At 68.7% G+C, this 17,513-nt stretch carries 11 protein-coding genes; all 11 read right to left on the reverse strand.

Translation table 11 applies throughout. The features are described 5' to 3' along the window. Positions 1-30: 30 nt before the first annotated feature. A complete protein-coding gene (locus NOCJ54_RS0106205) occupies positions 31-3,912 on the reverse strand; it encodes a DNA-directed RNA polymerase subunit beta' (RefSeq protein WP_028654809.1) in 3,882 nt (1,293 codons plus the stop codon). 91 nt (positions 3,913-4,003) lie between these two features. Then, on the reverse strand, positions 4,004-7,513 hold the full coding sequence (gene rpoB, locus NOCJ54_RS0106210) for a DNA-directed RNA polymerase subunit beta (RefSeq protein ID WP_028654810.1): 3,510 nt from the start codon (positions 7,511-7,513) through the stop codon (positions 4,004-4,006). Between the two features lie 314 nt (positions 7,514-7,827). Then, entirely contained in the window at positions 7,828-8,766 is a 939-nt protein-coding gene (locus tag NOCJ54_RS0106215; protein ID WP_028654811.1) for a DnaJ domain-containing protein, read from the reverse strand. Beyond that, positions 8,763-9,548 carry a hypothetical protein gene (locus tag NOCJ54_RS29805; RefSeq protein WP_028654812.1) on the reverse strand — a complete coding sequence of 262 codons (786 nt, stop codon included), beginning with the start codon at positions 9,546-9,548 and terminating at the stop codon, positions 8,763-8,765. Before NOCJ54_RS29805 ends, NOCJ54_RS0106215 begins: the two co-directional genes overlap by 4 nt. Next, positions 9,545-10,840, reverse strand: coding sequence for an MlaD family protein (locus NOCJ54_RS0106225; RefSeq protein ID WP_028654813.1), 1,296 nt, complete (start codon positions 10,838-10,840; stop codon positions 9,545-9,547). Before NOCJ54_RS0106225 ends, NOCJ54_RS29805 begins: the two co-directional genes overlap by 4 nt. Continuing rightward, positions 10,837-12,264 (reverse strand): MCE family protein, encoded by a 1,428-nt coding sequence (locus NOCJ54_RS24155; protein ID WP_051485530.1) that lies wholly within the window; start codon positions 12,262-12,264, stop codon positions 10,837-10,839. The genes NOCJ54_RS0106225 and NOCJ54_RS24155 overlap by 4 nt, the downstream gene beginning before the upstream one ends. Further along, positions 12,261-13,397, reverse strand: coding sequence for an MCE family protein (locus tag NOCJ54_RS0106235; RefSeq protein WP_036517062.1), 1,137 nt, complete (start codon positions 13,395-13,397; stop codon positions 12,261-12,263). The genes NOCJ54_RS24155 and NOCJ54_RS0106235 overlap by 4 nt, the downstream gene beginning before the upstream one ends. Next, on the reverse strand, positions 13,397-14,368 hold the full coding sequence (locus NOCJ54_RS0106240; protein ID WP_028654815.1) for an MCE family protein: 972 nt from the start codon (positions 14,366-14,368) through the stop codon (positions 13,397-13,399). The genes NOCJ54_RS0106235 and NOCJ54_RS0106240 overlap by 1 nt, the downstream gene beginning before the upstream one ends. Beyond that, positions 14,365-15,420 carry an MCE family protein gene (locus NOCJ54_RS0106245; RefSeq protein WP_232221696.1) on the reverse strand — a complete coding sequence of 352 codons (1,056 nt, stop codon included), beginning with the start codon at positions 15,418-15,420 and terminating at the stop codon, positions 14,365-14,367. Before NOCJ54_RS0106245 ends, NOCJ54_RS0106240 begins: the two co-directional genes overlap by 4 nt. After that, the gene (locus NOCJ54_RS0106250) at positions 15,420-16,676 is read right to left on the reverse strand and encodes an MCE family protein (protein ID WP_028654817.1); all 1,257 of its coding nucleotides are present in this window, start codon (positions 16,674-16,676) and stop codon (positions 15,420-15,422) included. Before NOCJ54_RS0106250 ends, NOCJ54_RS0106245 begins: the two co-directional genes overlap by 1 nt. 7 nt (positions 16,677-16,683) lie before the next feature. Beyond that, positions 16,684-17,511, reverse strand: a complete 828-nt coding sequence (locus tag NOCJ54_RS0106255; RefSeq protein ID WP_028654818.1) for an MlaE family ABC transporter permease — start codon at positions 17,509-17,511, stop codon at positions 16,684-16,686. Between the last annotated feature and the right edge of the window lie 2 nt (positions 17,512-17,513).

Raw genomic sequence — 17,513 nt, forward strand, 5'->3', positions numbered from 1 at the left:
ACCCGGTCTCGGACCGGGACCTGGCTTCGCTCAGTTCTGGTACGAACCGAAGTCGAAGTCGTCGAGCGCGACGGCCTGGCCGGCCGCGTTGCCGAACTCGTAGTCGTAGGACTCGTAGCCCGTGACGGCGTACGCCGCGGCGCGCGCCTCCTCGGTCGGCTCGACGCGGATGTTCCGGTAGCGCTCCAGGCCGGTGCCGGCCGGGATGAGCTTGCCGATGATCACGTTCTCCTTCAGGCCACGCAGGCTGTCGGAGCGGCCGTTGATCGCGGCGTCGGTGAGCACCCGGGTGGTCTCCTGGAAGGAGGCCGCCGAGAGCCACGACTCGGTCGCGAGCGAGGCCTTGGTGATGCCCATGAGCTCCGGACGACCCGAGGCCGGCTTGCCGCCCTCGGAGACCACGCGACGGTTCTCCTCCTCGAAGAGCACGCGGTCGACCAGGTCGGAGGGCAGCAGGTTGGTGTCACCCGACTCGAGCACGGTGATCCGGCGCAGCATCTGCCGCACGATGATCTCGATGTGCTTGTCGTGGATCGACACACCCTGGCTGCGGTAGACCTCCTGGACCTCGTCGACGAGGTGCTGCTGCGTCCGGCGGACACCGAGGATGCGGAGCACCTCCTTCGGGTCCGGCGTGCCTTTGGTCAGCATCTGGCCGACCTCGATGTGGTCGCCGTCGTTGACCAGCAGGGCCGAGCGGCGGCTGACGACGTACTCGATGACGTCGGAGCCGTCGTCCGGGGTGACCAGGACCTTGCGGGCCTTGTCGGTCTCCTCGATCTGCACGCGGCCGGCGGCCTCGGAGATCGGGGACACACCCTTGGGCGTACGGGCCTCGAAGAGCTCGACGACGCGGGGCAGACCCTGCGTGATGTCGTCGGCGGAGGCCACACCACCGGTGTGGAAGGTACGCATGGTCAGCTGCGTGCCGGGCTCACCGATCGACTGGGCGGCGATGATGCCGACGGCCTCGCCGATGTCGACCAGCTTGCCGGTGGCCAGCGAGCGGCCGTAGCACTTGGCGCAGGTGCCGGTACGGGCGTCGCAGGTCAGCACGGAGCGCACGGAGACGGTCTCGATGCCGGCCTCGATGAGCTCGGCGATCTTGACGTCACCGAGGTCCTCGCCCGCGGCGGCGAGCACCTCGCCGGTCTCCGGGTGGGCGATGTCCTTGGCCGCCGTACGGGCGTAGGCCGCGGTCTCGGCGTTGTCGTCCTTGACGACGGTGCCGTCCTCGGTCCGCACGCCGATGACCTTCGGCAGGCCACGCTCGGTGCCGCAGTCGTCCTCACGGATGATGACGTCCTGCGAGACGTCGACCAGACGACGGGTCAGGTAACCCGAGTCGGCCGTACGCAGCGCGGTGTCGGCCAGACCCTTGCGTGCACCGTGGGTCGAGATGAAGTACTCCAGCACCGACAGGCCCTCACGGAAGTTGGCCTTGATCGGGCGCGGGATGATCTCGCCCTTCGGGTTCGCCACCAGGCCTCGCATGGCGCCGACCTGGTTGATCTGGTTGAAGTTACCCGAGGCGCCCGAGTGCACCTGCACGTAGATCGGGTTGGTCGGGTTGGCCTCGAACGTCGACCGCAGGGCCTTGCCGACCTCCTGGCTGGCCTTGGTCCAGATCTCGATGAGCTCTTGGCGGCGCTCCTCGTCGGTCACCAGACCGCGCTCGAACTGCTTCTGGATCTTGGCGGCCTGCGCCTCGTACTCTCCGAGCAGCTCCGCCTTGTTCTCCGGCGTGATGACGTCGTCGATCGAGACGGTGACACCCGAGCGGGTGGCCCAGTGGAAGCCGTTGTCCTTGAGGGCGTCCAGCGACGCCGCCACGACCACCTTGGGGTAGCGCTCGGCGAGGTCGTTGACGATGGCGCCGAGGCGCTTCTTGCCGACCTCCTCGTTGATGTACGGGTAGTCCGCCGGCAGCGTGTCGTTGAAGATCGTGCGGCCGAGGGTGGTCTCGAGCAGGACGGGCTCGCCCGGCTCGTGGCCCTCGATGACGTAGTCGGTCAGCATGATCTTCACGCGGTCCTGCAGCGCGATCTCGCCACGGTCGTAGGCCATGATCGCCTCGGACGGGGACGAGAAGGAGCGCAGGTGCGTCTCGCCGTCGACCTCGACCGTCGCCTGGCCACGCTCGGTGGTCAGGAAGAACAGGCCGATGATCATGTCCTGGGTCGGCATGGTCACCGGACGGCCGTCCGACGGCTTGAGGATGTTGTTCGTCGACAGCATCAGGATGCGGGCCTCGGCCTGCGCCTCCGCGGAGAGCGGCAGGTGGACAGCCATCTGGTCACCGTCGAAGTCCGCGTTGAACGCGGTGCAGACGAGCGGGTGCAGCTGGATGGCCTTGCCCTCGACGAGCTGCGGCTCGAAGGCCTGGATGCCGAGGCGGTGCAGGGTGGGCGCACGGTTGAGCAGCACGGGGTGCTCGGTGATGACCTCTTCGAGGACGTCCCACACGACCGGGCGGCCGCGCTCGACCATCCGCTTGGCCGACTTGATGTTCTGCGCGTGCGACAGGTCCACGAGCCGCTTCATGACGAACGGCTTGAAGAGCTCCAGCGCCATCTGCTTGGGCAGGCCGCACTGGTGCAGCTTCAGCTGCGGACCCGACACGATGACCGAACGGCCCGAGTAGTCGACGCGCTTGCCGAGCAGGTTCTGGCGGAAGCGACCCTGCTTGCCCTTGAGCATGTCGGACAGCGACTTGAGCGGCCGGTTGCCCGGGCCGGTCACGGGACGACCGCGGCGACCGTTGTCGAACAGCGAGTCGACGGCCTCCTGGAGCATCCGCTTCTCGTTGTTGACGATGATCTCCGGCGCACCGAGGTCGAGCAGCCGCTTGAGGCGGTTGTTGCGGTTGATGACGCGGCGGTACAGGTCGTTGAGGTCGGAGGTCGCGAAGCGACCACCGTCGAGCTGCACCATCGGGCGCAGGTCCGGCGGGATGACCGGGACGGCGTCGAGGACCATGCCCTCGGGCTTGTTGCCGGTCTTGCGGAAGGCCTCGACGACCTTGAGGCGCTTGAGGGCGCGGACCTTGCGCTGGCCCTTGCCGGTGGCGATCGTCTCGCGCAGGCTCTCGACCTCGGCGTCGAGGTCGAAGGACTGCAGGCGCTTCTGGATCGCCGTGGCGCCCATGTGGCCCTCGAAGTACTTGCCGAACCAGTTCTTCATCTCGCGGTAGAGGACCTCGTCACCCATGAGGTCCTGCACCTTGAGGCTCTTGAAGGTCTCCCATACCTCCTCGAGGCGGTCCAGCTCGCGCTGGGCGCGGTCGCGCAGCTGCTTGAGCTCACGCTCGGCACCGTCGCGGACCTTGCGGCGCTGGTCGGCCTTGGCACCCTCGGCCTCGAGGGCCGCGAGGTCCTCCTCCAGCTTCTTGGTCCGGTCCTCGAGGCCGGCGTCGCGGCGCTTCTCGATGGACTGGCGCTGCAGGCTGATCTTGCCCTCGAGGTCGGCGAGGTCGCGGTGGCGCGCCTCGTCGTCGACGTGGGTGATCATGTAGGCCGCGAAGTAGATGACCTTCTCGAGGTCCTTCGGCGCCAGGTCGAGCAGGTAGCCCAGGCGGCTCGGCACACCCTTGAAGTACCAGATGTGCGTGACCGGGGCGGCCAGCTCGATGTGGCCCATCCGCTCACGGCGGACCTTGGACCGGGTCACCTCGACGCCGCAGCGCTCGCAGATGATGCCCTTGAAGCGCACGCGCTTGTACTTGCCGCAGTAGCACTCCCAGTCCCGGGTGGGACCGAAGATCTTCTCGCAGAAGAGGCCGTCACGCTCGGGCTTGAGCGTGCGGTAGTTGATGGTCTCCGGCTTCTTGACCTCGCCGTGGCTCCAGGTGCGGATGTCGTCCGCGGTAGCCAGGCCGATCTGAAGCTGGTCGAAGAAGTTCACGTCGAGCACGGTGGCTGATGTCCTTCGTTAGTTCTTGAAAGTGAGGCTGGGGACTGAGGGAGGCGGTACGACGCCCGGGGGCGTCGTACCGCCGTCGCGCTCAGACTTCTTCGACCGTCGAGGGCTCGCGACGCGACAGGTCGATGCCGAGCTCCTCGGCGGCGCGGAAGACGTCCTCCTCCGCGTCGCGCATCTCGATGGCGGTGCCGTCCTGCGACAGGACCTCCACGTTGAGGCAGAGCGACTGCATCTCCTTGACGAGCACCTTGAACGACTCCGGGATGCCGGAGTCGGGGATGTTCTCGCCCTTGACGATGGCCTCGTAGACCTTGACGCGACCGGGCACGTCGTCGGACTTGATGGTCAGCAGCTCCTGCAGGGCGTAGGCGGCGCCGTACGCCTCCATGGCCCAGACCTCCATCTCGCCGAACCGCTGGCCACCGAACTGGGCCTTACCGCCCAGCGGCTGCTGCGTGATCATCGAGTAGGGGCCGGTCGAGCGAGCGTGGATCTTGTCGTCGACCAGGTGGTGCAGCTTGAGGATGTACATGTAGCCGACCGAGACCGGGTCCTTGAACGGCTCGCCGGAGCGGCCGTCGAACAGGCTGGCCTTGCCGGTCTCCTTGACCATCCGGACGCCGTCGCGGTTGGGCAGCGTCTGGCCGAGCAGGCCGGTGATCTCGTCCTCGCGGGCGCCGTCGAAGACCGGCGTCGCCAGCTTGGTGTCGGGCTGCGCCTCGTCGGCGCCGATGGCGACGAGCCGCTGGGCCCACTCCTCGTCGCGGAGGTCGGCGTCGATGTGCCAGCCCTGCTTGCCGAGCCAGCCCAGGTGCAGCTCGAGGATCTGGCCGATGTTCATCCGTCGCGGGACACCCAAGGGGTTGAGCACGACGTCGACCGGCGTGCCGTCCTCGAGGAACGGCATGTCCTCGATCGGCAGGATCTTCGCGATGACACCCTTGTTGCCGTGACGGCCGGCGAGCTTGTCACCCACGGAGATCTTGCGCTTCTGCGCGACGTAGACGCGCACCAGCTGGTTGACGCCCGGCGGGAGCTCGTCACCCTCCTCACGGTCGAAGACCCGGACGCCGATGACCGTGCCGGTCTCGCCGTGCGGGACCTTCATCGAGGTGTCGCGGACCTCGCGCGCCTTCTCACCGAAGATCGCGCGGAGCAGGCGCTCCTCGGGGGTCAGCTCGGTCTCGCCCTTGGGCGTGACCTTGCCGACGAGCAGGTCGCCGTCGCGGACCTCGGCACCGATGCGGATGATGCCGCGCTCGTCCAGGTCGGCCAGCATCTCCTCGGAGACGTTCGGGATGTCCCGGGTGATCTCCTCGGGACCCAGCTTGGTGTCGCGGGCGTCGACCTCGTGCTCCTCGATGTGGATCGAGGTGAGGACGTCCTCCTGCACCAGGCGCTGGCTGAGGATGATGGCGTCCTCGTAGTTGTGGCCCTCCCACGGCATGAACGCCACGAGGAGGTTGGTGCCCAGCGCCATCTCGGCGTTGTCCGTGCAGGGACCGTCCGCGATCGGCGAGCCGACCTCGACGCGGTCGCCGGCCTCGACCAGCGGGCGCTGGTTGATGCAGGTGCCCTGGTTGGAGCGCTTGAACTTCGCGAGGCGGTACGACGAGTAGCCGCCGTCGTCGTCCATGGTCTCGACCAGGTCGGCCGAGACGGACTTGACGACGCCCGCCTTGGTGGCGACGACGACGTCACCGGCGTCGACCGCGGCGCGGTACTCGATGCCGGTGCCGACGATCGGGCTGTCGCTCTTGATGAGCGGCACGGCCTGGCGCTGCATGTTCGCGCCCATGAGCGCGCGGTTGGCGTCGTCGTGTTCGAGGAACGGGATCAGCGCGGTCGCGACCGACACCATCTGGCGCGGCGAGACGTCCATGTAGTCGACGTCGTCGGCCGGGACCTCGGCGACCTCGCCGTCGCGCTGGCGGACCAGCACGCGCTCGTCGGTGAAGCGGTTGTCGGCGCCCAGGGCCGCGTTGGCCTGGGCGATGACGTACCGGTCCTCGTCGTCCGCGGTGAGGTAGTCGATCTTGTCGGTGACCTGGCCGTTCTCGACCTTGCGGTAGGGCGTCTCCACGAAGCCGAACGGGTTGATCCGGCCGTAGGAGGCGAGCGAGCCGATCAGACCGATGTTCGGGCCCTCAGGGGTCTCGATCGGGCACATGCGGCCGTAGTGCGACGGGTGGACGTCACGGACCTCCATGCCGGCGCGGTCGCGGGACAGACCACCGGGGCCGAGCGCGGAGAGGCGACGCTTGTGCGTCAGGCCGGCGATCGGGTTGGTCTGGTCCATGAACTGCGACAGCTGCGAGGTGCCGAAGAACTCCTTCAGCGCCGCGACGACCGGGCGGATGTTGATGAGGGACTGCGGCGTGATCGCCTCGACGTCCTGGGTCGTCATCCGCTCGCGGACCACGCGCTCCATGCGGGCGAGGCCGGTGCGGAGCTGGTTCTGGATCAGCTCGCCGACCGTGCGCATGCGACGGTTGCCGAAGTGGTCGATGTCGTCGGCCTGGACCGGCAGGTCCTTGCCGTCGGCGTCGGTGAGGACCTCGCCGCCGATGGCGGTGACGAACTCGTCGCCGTTGTGGAGCTGGACGATGTACTTGATCGTCGCGACCATGTCGGCGATCGTCATCGTCTGCTGGTCGAAGGCCTGGTGGAGGCCCAGCTTCTTGTTGACCTTGTAGCGGCCGACCTTGGCCAGGTCGTAGCGCTTCGGGTTGAAGTAGTAGTTCTTCAGCAGCGTCAGCGCAGCCTCGCGCGTCGGCGGCTCGCCCGGGCGCAGCTTGCGGTAGATGTCGAGCAGCGCGTCGTCCGGACCGGAGGTGTTGTCCTTCTCCTCCGTCAGCTGGATCGACTCGTACTGGCGCAGGTCGGCCATGACGGCCTCGTAGTCGTAGGCCTCGCCGGTGTCCTCGGCGATCGCCTGCAGCGCCTTGAGCAGGACGGTGACGTTCTGCTTGCGCTTGCGGTCGAGGCGGACGCCGACCATGTCGCGCTTGTCGATCTCGAACTCGAGCCACGCACCGCGGCTCGGGATGAGCTTGGCGGTGTAGATGTCCTTGTCGGACGTCTTGTCGGCGGAGCGCTCGAAGTACACGCCGGGCGAGCGCACGAGCTGCGACACGACGACGCGCTCGGTGCCGTTGATGACGAAGGTGCCCTTCGGGGTCATGAGCGGGAAGTCGCCCATGAACACGGTCTGGCCCTTGATCTCACCGGTCTCGTTGTTCGTGAACTCGGCGGAGACGTAGAGCGGGGCGGAGTAGGTGAGGTCCTTCTCCTTGCACTCGTCGACCGTGTACTTCGGGTCGTAGAACACGGGGTTCTCGAACGAGAGCGACATGGTCTCGGAGAAGTCCTCGATCGGGGAGATCTCCTCGAAGATCTCCTCGAGACCGGACTTGAAGGTGGCGTCCTCCCCCGCGTCGATGCGGGCCTGGATACGGGCCTGGTGGGCCTCGTTGCCGACGAGCCAGTCGAAGCTGTCGGTCTGGAGGGAGAGGAGCTGCGGGAGCTCCAGCGGCTGCTGGATCTTCGCGAAAGAAATGCGGGACTTACCGGGGGTGGTGCGCGCGGCCAAGAGTTGTCCTTCGACGGGTTCGACTCTTCGAGAAGCGCCCTGCCCACCACGTCATCGGCCACCGGGCAGGCCGAAGCGCATCTGAGGGCAGGCGCAAGGAGCCACGATACCTGATATGGGCGCGCTCCACAATGCCGGCTGCGTCTCTCCTCGCAGTCGCGGAGCCGATCGCCTCACTTCCGTCGATCCGGTGCCGCCGATCATGCGTCGCCCGACCGGGCGAGGTCAAGGGCGCCACGCCCGGCCCGGGGTGTGAGCGATCGCACCGCAGGTGCGGTACGGCGCCCGGGCAGCCGGGCCGGCCGAGTAGCGGATCAGCCGGGACGGTCGCAGTTGGAGTCGACGCAGACGTCGTCGACGAGCCAGCTCTGCGAGCTGCCGGACTCGCGGACCATGGCCAGGGAGACCCACATCCGCAGCGGGGTCTGACGGACCTCGTTGCGGGTGCTCTCCTGGACGAGGAAGACCATGACCGTCGCGTTGCGGCCGTCGCGGCTGAGCCGGGTCAGGGCGACGGCCTCGGCCCGGGCCTGGACCACCAGCTTCTGGTCGGCGGCGTCCTTCGCGATGTCGGGCCAGCCCTTGGCCTGCTTCGCGCCGAGCTCGGGGGTGACGTGCTGCTGGACCCGCTCGAGGTCGGCGTCCATGGTCTCGTAGTTGTACGAGAACACCTCGCCCACCAGCCGCTCGGCGGCGGACTCGACCGAGCGCGCGGACTCCTGGAAGCGCTGGTTGGCCGCGGCGACCTCCGCCGGGGAGTCGTCGCTGAAGAGCTTGCCGCCGGGCTGGAGCAGCAGCACGACGGCGAGCACGAGGGAGACCACGGCCGCGACACCGGCGGCGCCGAGCGCCCAGCCGGGAGGGCCGGCCGGCTCTGCCTGCTGCTTCGTCGTGGCAGCGGGCTCGCGGGCCGGGGCCGCACGCGTCGGGACGGCCTCGTCCTGGCCGCGGGCCTCGCCCTCCGCGTCGTCGGCAGCGTCGTCGGCAGCGTCGTCGGCAGCGTCGTCGGGCGCGTGCTTGGTCAGCACGACCGGGGCCCCGGCCGGCTCGTCGGCGTCACGGGCGGCAGCCAGCTCGGCGTCGTACGCCGCGCGCTTGTCGGCGTCGAGGAGCACGGCGGCGGCGTCGTTGAACGCGCGGAACCGCCGGTCGGTCGGGTCGAGGTCGGCGACCGCGGCCTTCCAGGCGCCGCGGATCTCGTCGGCGGAGGCGGTCTCGTCGACGTTGAGGATGTCGTAGAGGTTCGCGCTCACTGCTCGCCGCCCTCCTCGTCCGCGCCGCCGGACTGCCCGGCGCCGGACTCCTCGGTGGCCGGAGCGTCCGGGGTGACGTCCTGGCCCGGCGCGCCCGAGGGCGACTGGCCCGGGTCGGGGACGGCGTCCTGCGAAGTCGAGCTGGCGAACGACGGCAGGCCGTCGTCGACGTCGTCGAGGTCGTCGACGACCCAGCTGCCGCTGATCTTGACCAGCGTCACCTCGTAGCGGAAGCGCTGCGGCTCGAAGTCGACGCGCTCCTCGTCGTCCTCGCCGCTGGGGTACGACGACCGGACCTCGGCGCCGACGAGCACGGTCGCGGAGTCGGAGTCGATCGCGGAGATCCCGATGCCGTAGACCGTGGCCGCGCGGTCGATGCCGGTCTCGGCGACCGCCTTCTCGGCGATGGCCAGGTTCTCCTCGAACGCGGCACGGAACTTGGCGGTCATCAGCTCGCCGACGGCGCGGTACTCCGGCATCTGCCCGGAGTCCTCGAGCTGGTCGGGGCCGTAGGTGTTGAAGCGCTGCACGAAGGTGCGGGCCGCGGCCAGCACCTCCTCGCGGTCGCGGGTGGGGTCCTCCGGCGGGTCGAAGACCGAGGAGACGCGGTCACCGAGGCTGGAGCCCGCGCCATTGCCGAAGACCACCAGGGCCGACACGGTCAGCCCGGCGACGCACAGGCCGACGAGCGCGGCGAGGACGGCCCAGCGCGTGCGGGCAGCACGGGCTGCGCCCGTCGTCCCCTCCGTCTTCTGGTCGTCCGCCTTGCCGTCCGCGGTCACCGGCTCGCGTTGAGCATCGGTTGGACGTACAGCCACTTCCACGAGTCCTCTCCGAGCGTCGGAGGGGCCACGTTACCCCGGTCGCTCGAGGCGCCCTCGGGGACGTCCCAGGTCACGTCGCCGGTCTCCTCGTCGACCCGGACGGCGATGTCGTAGCGGGTGCCGCCGGGTGCCACGCGCTGCAGGTTCTGCAGACCGCGGGGGTTGGACTTGGTGATCGGCTCGGTGCAGCCGACGTCGTGGGGCATGGGCAGGTCGCCGCGGTCCGACTCCGGGTTGCGGCGCTCCTTGACGTAGCCCTCGTAGCAGATCTTCGGCAGCGTGTTGAGGATGAGGCCGAAGTGCACGTCCCAGTAGCCGCTGCCGCCCTGGGCGACCGACTTCTTGCCGACGACGACCTGGCCGGCGCCGACGGCGTACGGGTAGACGACGAGCATCTGCCGCAGGCCGGGCAGGTGGCGGACCACGACCCGACCGGTGGTGACGAGGTTGGCGAGCAGCTCGCTGAGCTCGACGCCGTTCTGCTCGAGGAAGGTGCGCAGCTGGGTGGCGGCCACGGAGCCGGAGTCGATCACCTTGCGCAGGTCCTTGTCGGCGCCCGCGAGCGACGACGAGAACGCCGAGAGCTGGCTGGCGAAGGCACGCAGCGACGTCTGGGTGGCGAGCTGGCCGCGGAGCACGGTGTTGCTGTCGCGGATCAGCGCGGTGGTGACGTCGAAGTTCTCGTCCGCGGTCTCGATGAACGAGTTGCCGGTGTCGATGATCCGCTGGAGGTCCTGTCCGGTGCCGGCGAAGGCCTTGCCGAGCTCCTCGACCGTGGTGGAGAGGGCCTCGCGGTCGACGCTGGCGACGGTCGCCGACAGGTCGCCGAGGAGCTTCTCGGTGGCGATCGGCGTGGCGACGTCCTCGATCTCGGAACCCTCGGCGAGGTAGGGCTCGCCGTCGCTCTGCGGCTGGAGCTCGACGTACTGCTCGCCGACCGCGGAGCGGTTGCCGACCAGGGCGATGGTGTCGCTCGGGATCTCGTCCCACTTCTTGTCGATCTCGAGGGCGACGTCGACGCCGTCGGAGGTGAGGGTCAGTTCGCCGACCTCGCCGATCCCGACGCCGCGGTAGGTGACCTCGGCGCCGGTGAAGATGCCGCCGGAGTCGGGGTAGTGCGCGATCACGGTGTAGGAGCGGTCGATGACGACGCGGTCGAGCTGCGCGTAGCGCGCGCCGACGTAGGTCACGCCGAGCAGCGTGATCATCGCGAAGATGAGCAGCTGGATGCGGGTGCGACGGGTGATCACCGGCTCACGCTCCGTCCGTCGTCCGAGGCCCGCAACGGGGCGGAGTAGACGTCCACGAGGTCCGTGTCGTACTGCTCGTCGAAGTCACGCCACATCTTGCTGGCGTCCTCGGACATGCCCGGCCGTGGCCGGTTGAGGCCGCCGCCCTTGAGGGCGTTGCCGAGCACGTTGCCGAGCAGGTCGCCCGACGCCCGGGTGCCGGAGGTGCCGGTCCGGCCACTGCCGCAGAGGATCTTGACCGCGTCGCAGATGTTGTCGAGCAGGTAGCCCGGCAGCTTGAGGCACTCGGTCGGGTTCGGCGGGGTCCGCAGGCACTTCTGCAGGGTCTGGGTGACGCCGTTGCACAGCGTCTTGAGGTCCACCAGCACGTCGAGCGGCAGGTCGGGCAGCTCGTTGATCGGGATGCAGGCGATGTCCGGCAGCACCAGGTTGCCGAGGTCGAGCTGCAGGTCGACCGACAGGTTGACGTAGTCGCCCATGTGCAGGTTGCGGGCGGTCTGCGGGTTGCGGCCCACGGCGTCGTCGACGAACGGGTAGGTCAGGAAGGTGCTGAAGCCCGTCGCGAAGTTGTCGCCGGACGCCGCGATCTGGGTGAGGATCGGGTCGAGCTGCCTGAGCGTGGTGATCGTCGACTGCTTGGTCGTGTTGATCACCCGCACACCGACGTCGCTGAGCTTCGTCAGGCCGTCGAGCATCGACACCAGGTCCTCGCGCTGCCGGTCGAGCGAGTCGAGCGCGCTCGGCAGCTCCTCGAGGGCGAGGTCGATGCTGTCCTGGTGCTCGCGGGCGCTGATCGCCAGGCGGTTGACCGACTCGATGGCGTTGACGATGTCGCCCTTGCGCTCGTCGAGGCGCCGCACCAGCGACTCCACCTGGGTCAGGACCGACTTCGCGGAGTCCTCGCGGCCGTCGAGGGCCAGGTTGAGCTCCGAGGCGATGGTCTTGATCTGGGCCACGCCACCGCCGTTGAGGACCAGGCTGAGCGCGCCCAGCACCTCCTCGACCTCGGGGTTGCGGCCGCCCTTCTCGATGACGTCGCCGTCGTCGAGGCGTCCCTCGCCGCCGCCCGAGGGCGCGGCCAGGGACACGAACTTCTCACCCAGCAGGCTGGTCTGGCGGATCGAGGCGATCGGCTGGTCGGGCAGGTCGACGTCGTTGCGGAGCTCGAGCTCGACCACCGCCTGGTAGCCGTCGAGGTCCACGTCGACGACCTGGCCGACGGTGACGTCGTTGACCTTGACCGAGGACTTCGGCACGAGGTCGAGGACGTCGTCGAAGCGGACGGTCACCGTGATCGGGTCGCTGCCGACGTCGGCGCCACCGGGTAGCGGCAGCTGGTAGACGTCGAAGTCACAACCGGTCAGCGCGACCATGCCGACGAGGGTGGCGGCCACGACGCGGGCGCGGGAGCGCAGGCGCTTCATCGGTCACCTCCCACCAGGCCGAAGAGGGTCGGGTCGTAGGGCTGCGAGAACGCGGAGCCGGTGCCGAACGGTGCGCCGCGCGGCAGCAGGGTCCCGATCAGGTTGCACAGCTCGCCCTTCGGGTCGTTCGCCGACACCAGGGTGCACAGCACCGTCTTCGGGTTGGACGTGAGCTCGTGCACCAGGTTGCCGATGTTGGCGTTGGCGTCGAGCGTGCCGTTCTTGGGGTTGTAGGTGTGGTAGAGGTTCGTCAGCGCGAGCGGGCCGGCGCGCAGCAGCTCGTCGAGGTTCTCGCGCTGGCGCACCAGCACCTTGGCGACCCGGTTGACGTCGCGGATGTTGCGGCCGAGCACGGCGCGGTTGGTCTTCACGAAGGTCGCGACCTCGCCGAGCGCCGTACCGAGGTTCGACAGCGCCGAGGTCAGCTCCTGGCGCTCGTCGGCGAGCAGGCCCGAGACGTCGCCCAGCGACTTGTTGAAGTCGCGGACGGTCTGGTCGTTGTCGGCCAGGGTCTTGATGAAGCTCTCGAGCTGCGCGGCGGAGTCGAACAGCTCTTCCTTGTTGTTGTCGAGGGTGTCGCTGAGCCGGCCGAAGTCCTTGATGGTCTGGCGGAACTGCTCGCCCTGGCCGCCGAAGTTCTTCGCGGTCTGCTCGAGCAGGTCGGTCAGCGCGCCCTCCTTGTTGGCGCCCTCCGGGCCGAGCGCGACCGTGAGCTTGTCGATGCTGGAGTAGATCTCGTCCAGCTCGAGCGGGATCGCGGTGCGGTCGGCCTTGATGACGGTGTTGTCCGCCATCACGGTGTCACCGTCCTCGTAGGCCGGCGTGAGCTGGATGTAGCGGTCGCCGACGACGGACGGGGAGACGATCACCGCCTGGGCGTCCTGCGGCACGTCGACGTCGCTGTCGTAGGTCATCACGACCTTGACCTGGGTGCCCTCGGGCACGACCTCCTCGACCTTGCCGATCGCGACCCCGAGCACACGGACCTCGGAGCCCTCGTAGACCGACACCGCACGCGGGAAGTACGCCGTCACGGTCTTGGCGTCGCCGGCACCGCCGATCATCCACACCACGCCGGCGGCCAGCAGCAGCACGACCACGGCCACGGGCAGGAGACGTCGCAGGTCGCTCATCAGTTGCCACCTCGCAGACCGGGCACCGGCGGCAGGTTGAAGATGTAGTTGTCGAACCACGGCCCGTTGCCGAGCGTGCTCGCGAACACGCGGTAGAAGGGCGCCATCGTCTTGATGGCGGTCTCCAGGTTGTCCTCGTTCTTCTTGATGACCTGCAGCACCGAGTCGAGCTGGTCGAGGGCGGGCTTGAGGTCGGCGCGGCTCTTGCGGATCAGCCCGGTCAGCGTCTTGCTGAGGGTGCTGGTCGACACGAGCAGGCGGTGGACCTGCGCCTTGCGCTGCAGGAGCGCCTTGAACAGCGTGTCGGCGTCGTCCATCAGCGCGACGATCTCCTCGTCGCGGGCGTCGAGGACCGTCGAGACGCGGTCGAGGTTCTTGAGCAGCGAGTTGATCTCCTCGTCGCGCGAGGCGATCACCTTCGACAGCGCCGAGACACCGTCGAGCGCCGCCCGGAACTCCTCGGGGGTGTTGCGGGTCAGGTCGGCGAGCGTGGTCAGCGCGTTGGCCAGCTGGTCGGTGTCGATGTCCGCCGAGGTCTCGGCCAGGCCGGTGAAGGCCTCGACGACGTCGTACGGCGAGGTGGTGCGCTCGGTCGGGATGGTCGCGCCCTCGGCGAGCTCACCGGTCCCGGCCGGGTAGAGGGAGAGGAACATCGAGCCGAGGATGGTCTTCACCTTGATGTCGGCGCGGGTGTCCTCGCCGAGCTCCTGGTCGGTCTTGACCTGGAAGCCCACCTTGACGGAGTTGCCGTCGAGCTCGACGGAGGTCACCTGGCCGACGCGGACGCCGGCGATGCGGACCTCGTCCTTGACCTTGAGGCCGCCGGCCTCCTCGAAGGAGGCGTAGTAGGTGTCACCGCCGCCGATCAGCGGCAGGTCCTGGGCGCGCATGGCCGCCACCAGCATCAGGACGAGGACGGTGATGCTCGCCGCCCCGACCACGACGGGGTTGCGCTCGCGGAACGGCTTCACTCCCCCACCTCCTGCTTCAGCGAGCAGCGCGGCGCGTTGATCGGGACGGTCGCCCCGATCGGGTTGTTCAGGCCGGGAACCTTGATCCTCGCCGTGAAGTGGCAGAGGTAGAAGTTGAACCAGGAGCCGTAGATCGCCGTCCGTCCGATCTTGGTCAGCTTGATCGGGAGCACCTGCAGGGAGCGGTCGATCTCCTTGCGGTTGCGGTTGAGGGTCGTGGCGACCTTCCGCAGCTCCTTGACGTCCTTGAGCAGCGGCTTCTCGATGTCGGTCACCAGCGCCGCGGTCTGCACGGACAGCTCCGAGATCGAGTCCAGCGAGGACAGGATCGCCTCGCGGTCCTCGTTGAGCCCGCCGACGAGCGAGCGGAAGCTGTCGATCAGGTCGGTGAGCTGGTCGTCGCGGTCGGCGATGTGGTCGAGGACGTAGTCGAGGTTGTCGAGCAGCTCGCCGATCACCTCGTCGCGGTCCGCGAGGGTGCGGGTGATCGAGGCGGTGCTGGACAGCAGCCCCTCGACGGTGCCGCCCTCGCCCTGGAAGACCTGGACGATCTCGTACGACAGCTTGTTGATGTCGTCGGGCGAGAGCGCCTCGAACAGCGGCTTGAAGCCGTTGAACAGCACCGTGAGGTCGAGGGCCGGGGTGGTCCGGTCGACCGGGATCTTGCCGCCCTCGTCGAGCCGGTCGCTGCCGCTGCCCTGCTGGGTCAGCGAGATGTAGCGCTGGCCGAGCAGGTTGCGGTAGCGGATGGTGGCGTGGGTGGCGTCGTCGACGACGGTGTCCTCGGCGACCTTGAAGGTGAGCAGTGCCCGGTCCGCGGCGAGGATCTCGATGTCCTCGACGGAGCCGACCTTCACGCCGGCGATCCGGATGTCGTCACCCTTGTTGACGCCGGTGACGTCGACGAACTCGGCGGCGTACTCCTTCGTGGCGCCGAAGGACAGGTTGCCGATCGTGATGATCAGGACGCCGGTGGCCATCGCGGTGGTCACCATGAAGATGACCAGCCGGACGAGGTCGCCGGAGGTGCGCTTGTCGAGCCCGCGGATCATCAGCGACCACTCCCCGCGGCCACGGCCGGACCGGCGAGCACGACGTTGATGTCGGCGCCGGCGCCGTACTCGGCCTCGAGCGCGCCCCGCAGCGCGGTGACGTCGTCGGGCGTGCCCTGGTAGGCCGCCGACGGCGCGGGCCGCAGGTTGCCCTTCTCCGTGGAGCCGTTCATCCCGTCGTTGATCTTCGGCAGCGGCGGGTAGGGGTTGTCCTGGCTGTAGGGGATGTCCGGCAGGCCCAGGCAGTCCGGGCCGCGGTCCTCGCCGAACTTCGGCGCGTCGGCCGGGGTGTAGGCCCGCGGCTGGTCGATCAGCGTCTCGAGGACGATGTGCAGCTCGTAGCCGCGGAACGCCTCGGCGAGGCGGCCCTGCGCCTTGACGATGCCCGCCGACATGCACGGGAAGATCGGGGAGTACCGCGCCACCACGGCCAGCGTGCGGGTGGAGAGCTCGCCGGCCTCGCGCAGGTTGGCCTCGTTGGCGTCGAGGAAGGAGCGTGCCGTGTCGGAGAAGCTCCGGATGTCACGCAGCGTCGCGGTCAGCGCCGCCTCCTTCTCCTCGATGGTGCCGGTGGTCTTGACGGTGTCGTCCAGGATCTGCGCGACCTCCGGGAGGATGTCGGCGTAGGTGTCGGAGACCTGCGCGGTCAGGCGCAGGTCCTCGAGCAGCGCCGGGATCTCCGGGTTGATCCGCTTCAGGTAGGAGTCGACGGTCTCGAGGTTGGACCCGAGCTGCTCGCCGCGGCCCTCGAGGGCGGTGGAGAGCGCGGTGAGGGTGGCGTTGAGGTCGGCCGGCCGCACCGTGCGCAGCAGCGGGTAGATGTCGGACAGCACCTCCTCGAGCTCGGTGGCGACCTCGGTGCGGTCGATGACCGCGCCGGCCTGGATGGTGCCGGACGGACCCGTCTCGGGGACCACCAGCGACACGTACTTCTCACCGAAGAGCGTCTTGGGGACGATCGAGCCGGTCACGTTGGCCGGGATGTCGTCGATCTTGTCGGGGTAGATGCCCAGGGTCAGCTCGGCACCGCGCTCGTCGCCGGCACTGGCCTCGAGGACCTCGCCGACGATGACGCCACGGACCTTGACGTCGGCGCGGATCGGCAGCTGGAGACCGATGTTGGAGGTCGTCAGCGTGATCCGCTCGTAGCTGGCGAACTTCTTCGTGAAGGTCGCGTAGGTCAGCCAGACACCGAGCAGGAGCAGGCACAGGAAGACCACGCCGAGCGCCTTGTGGGCGGAGAGCAGCTTGTTCATCGCCTCGTCACCCCGCCAGCCTGACCGTCGTGGACGCGCCCCAGATCGCCATCGACAGGAACAGGTCGATGACGTTGATGGCCACGATGCTGGTCCGCACCGCACGGCCCACGGCGATGCCCACGCCGGCGGGACCGCCCGACGCCGTGTAGCCGTGGTAGCAGTGGATGAGGATCACGACGACCGCGAAGACCAGCACCTTGCCGAAGGACCACAGCACGTCGCCCGGTGGCAGGAACTGGTTGAAGTAGTGGTCGTAGGTGCCCGCGGACTGTCCGTAGAACTGGGTCACCACGAGCCGGCTCGCGACGTACGACGAGAGCAGGCCGACGACGTACAGCGGGACGATCGCGATCAGGCCCCCGATGACGCGGGTGGCGACCAGGAACGGCATCGAGGGGATCGCCATGACCTCGACGGCGTCGATCTCCTCGGAGATGCGCATCGCGCCGAGCTGGGCGGTGAAGCCGCACCCGACGGTCGCGGCGAGCGCGATGCCGGCGACGAGGGGCGCGATCTCGCGGGTGTTGAAGTAGGCGGAGACGAAGCCGGTGAAGGCCGCGGTGCCGAGCTGGTTGAGCGCGGCGTAGCCGGACAGGCCGACCTGGGCACCGGTGAAGAAGGTCATGCCGGCGATGACGCCGACGGTGCCGCCGATGACGGCGAGCGCACCGGTGCCGAGGGTGACCTCGGCGAGGATCCGCAGGATCTCCCGCGGGTAGTGCATGACCGAGCGCGGCAGCGCCAGCAGCACCTTGATGTAGAAGGACAGCTCGTGGCCGAGGGTGTCCAGGCCCTTGACGGGCCGTTCGTAGATCGCCTTGAGGTTCGCCATCG

This window comes from Nocardioides sp. J54 (assembly GCF_000519005.1).
GTDB lineage: Bacteria > Actinomycetota > Actinomycetes > Propionibacteriales > Nocardioidaceae > Nocardioides.

What these genes read in the sequence shown, in the direction of transcription:
- NOCJ54_RS24155 (WP_051485530.1), bottom strand. Translation starts at nt 12,264, where the DNA reads ATGAAGCGCCTGCGCTCCCGCGCCCGCGTCGTGGCCGCCACCCTCGTC.
- NOCJ54_RS0106235 (WP_036517062.1), bottom strand. Translation starts at nt 13,397, where the DNA reads ATGAGCGACCTGCGACGTCTCCTGCCCGTGGCCGTGGTCGTGCTGCTG.
- NOCJ54_RS0106245 (WP_232221696.1), bottom strand. Translation starts at nt 15,420, where the DNA reads ATGATCCGCGGGCTCGACAAGCGCACCTCCGGCGACCTCGTCCGGCTG.
- NOCJ54_RS0106250 (WP_028654817.1), bottom strand. Translation starts at nt 16,676, where the DNA reads ATGAACAAGCTGCTCTCCGCCCACAAGGCGCTCGGCGTGGTCTTCCTG.
- NOCJ54_RS0106255 (WP_028654818.1), bottom strand. Translation starts at nt 17,511, where the DNA reads ATGGCGAACCTCAAGGCGATCTACGAACGGCCCGTCAAGGGCCTGGAC.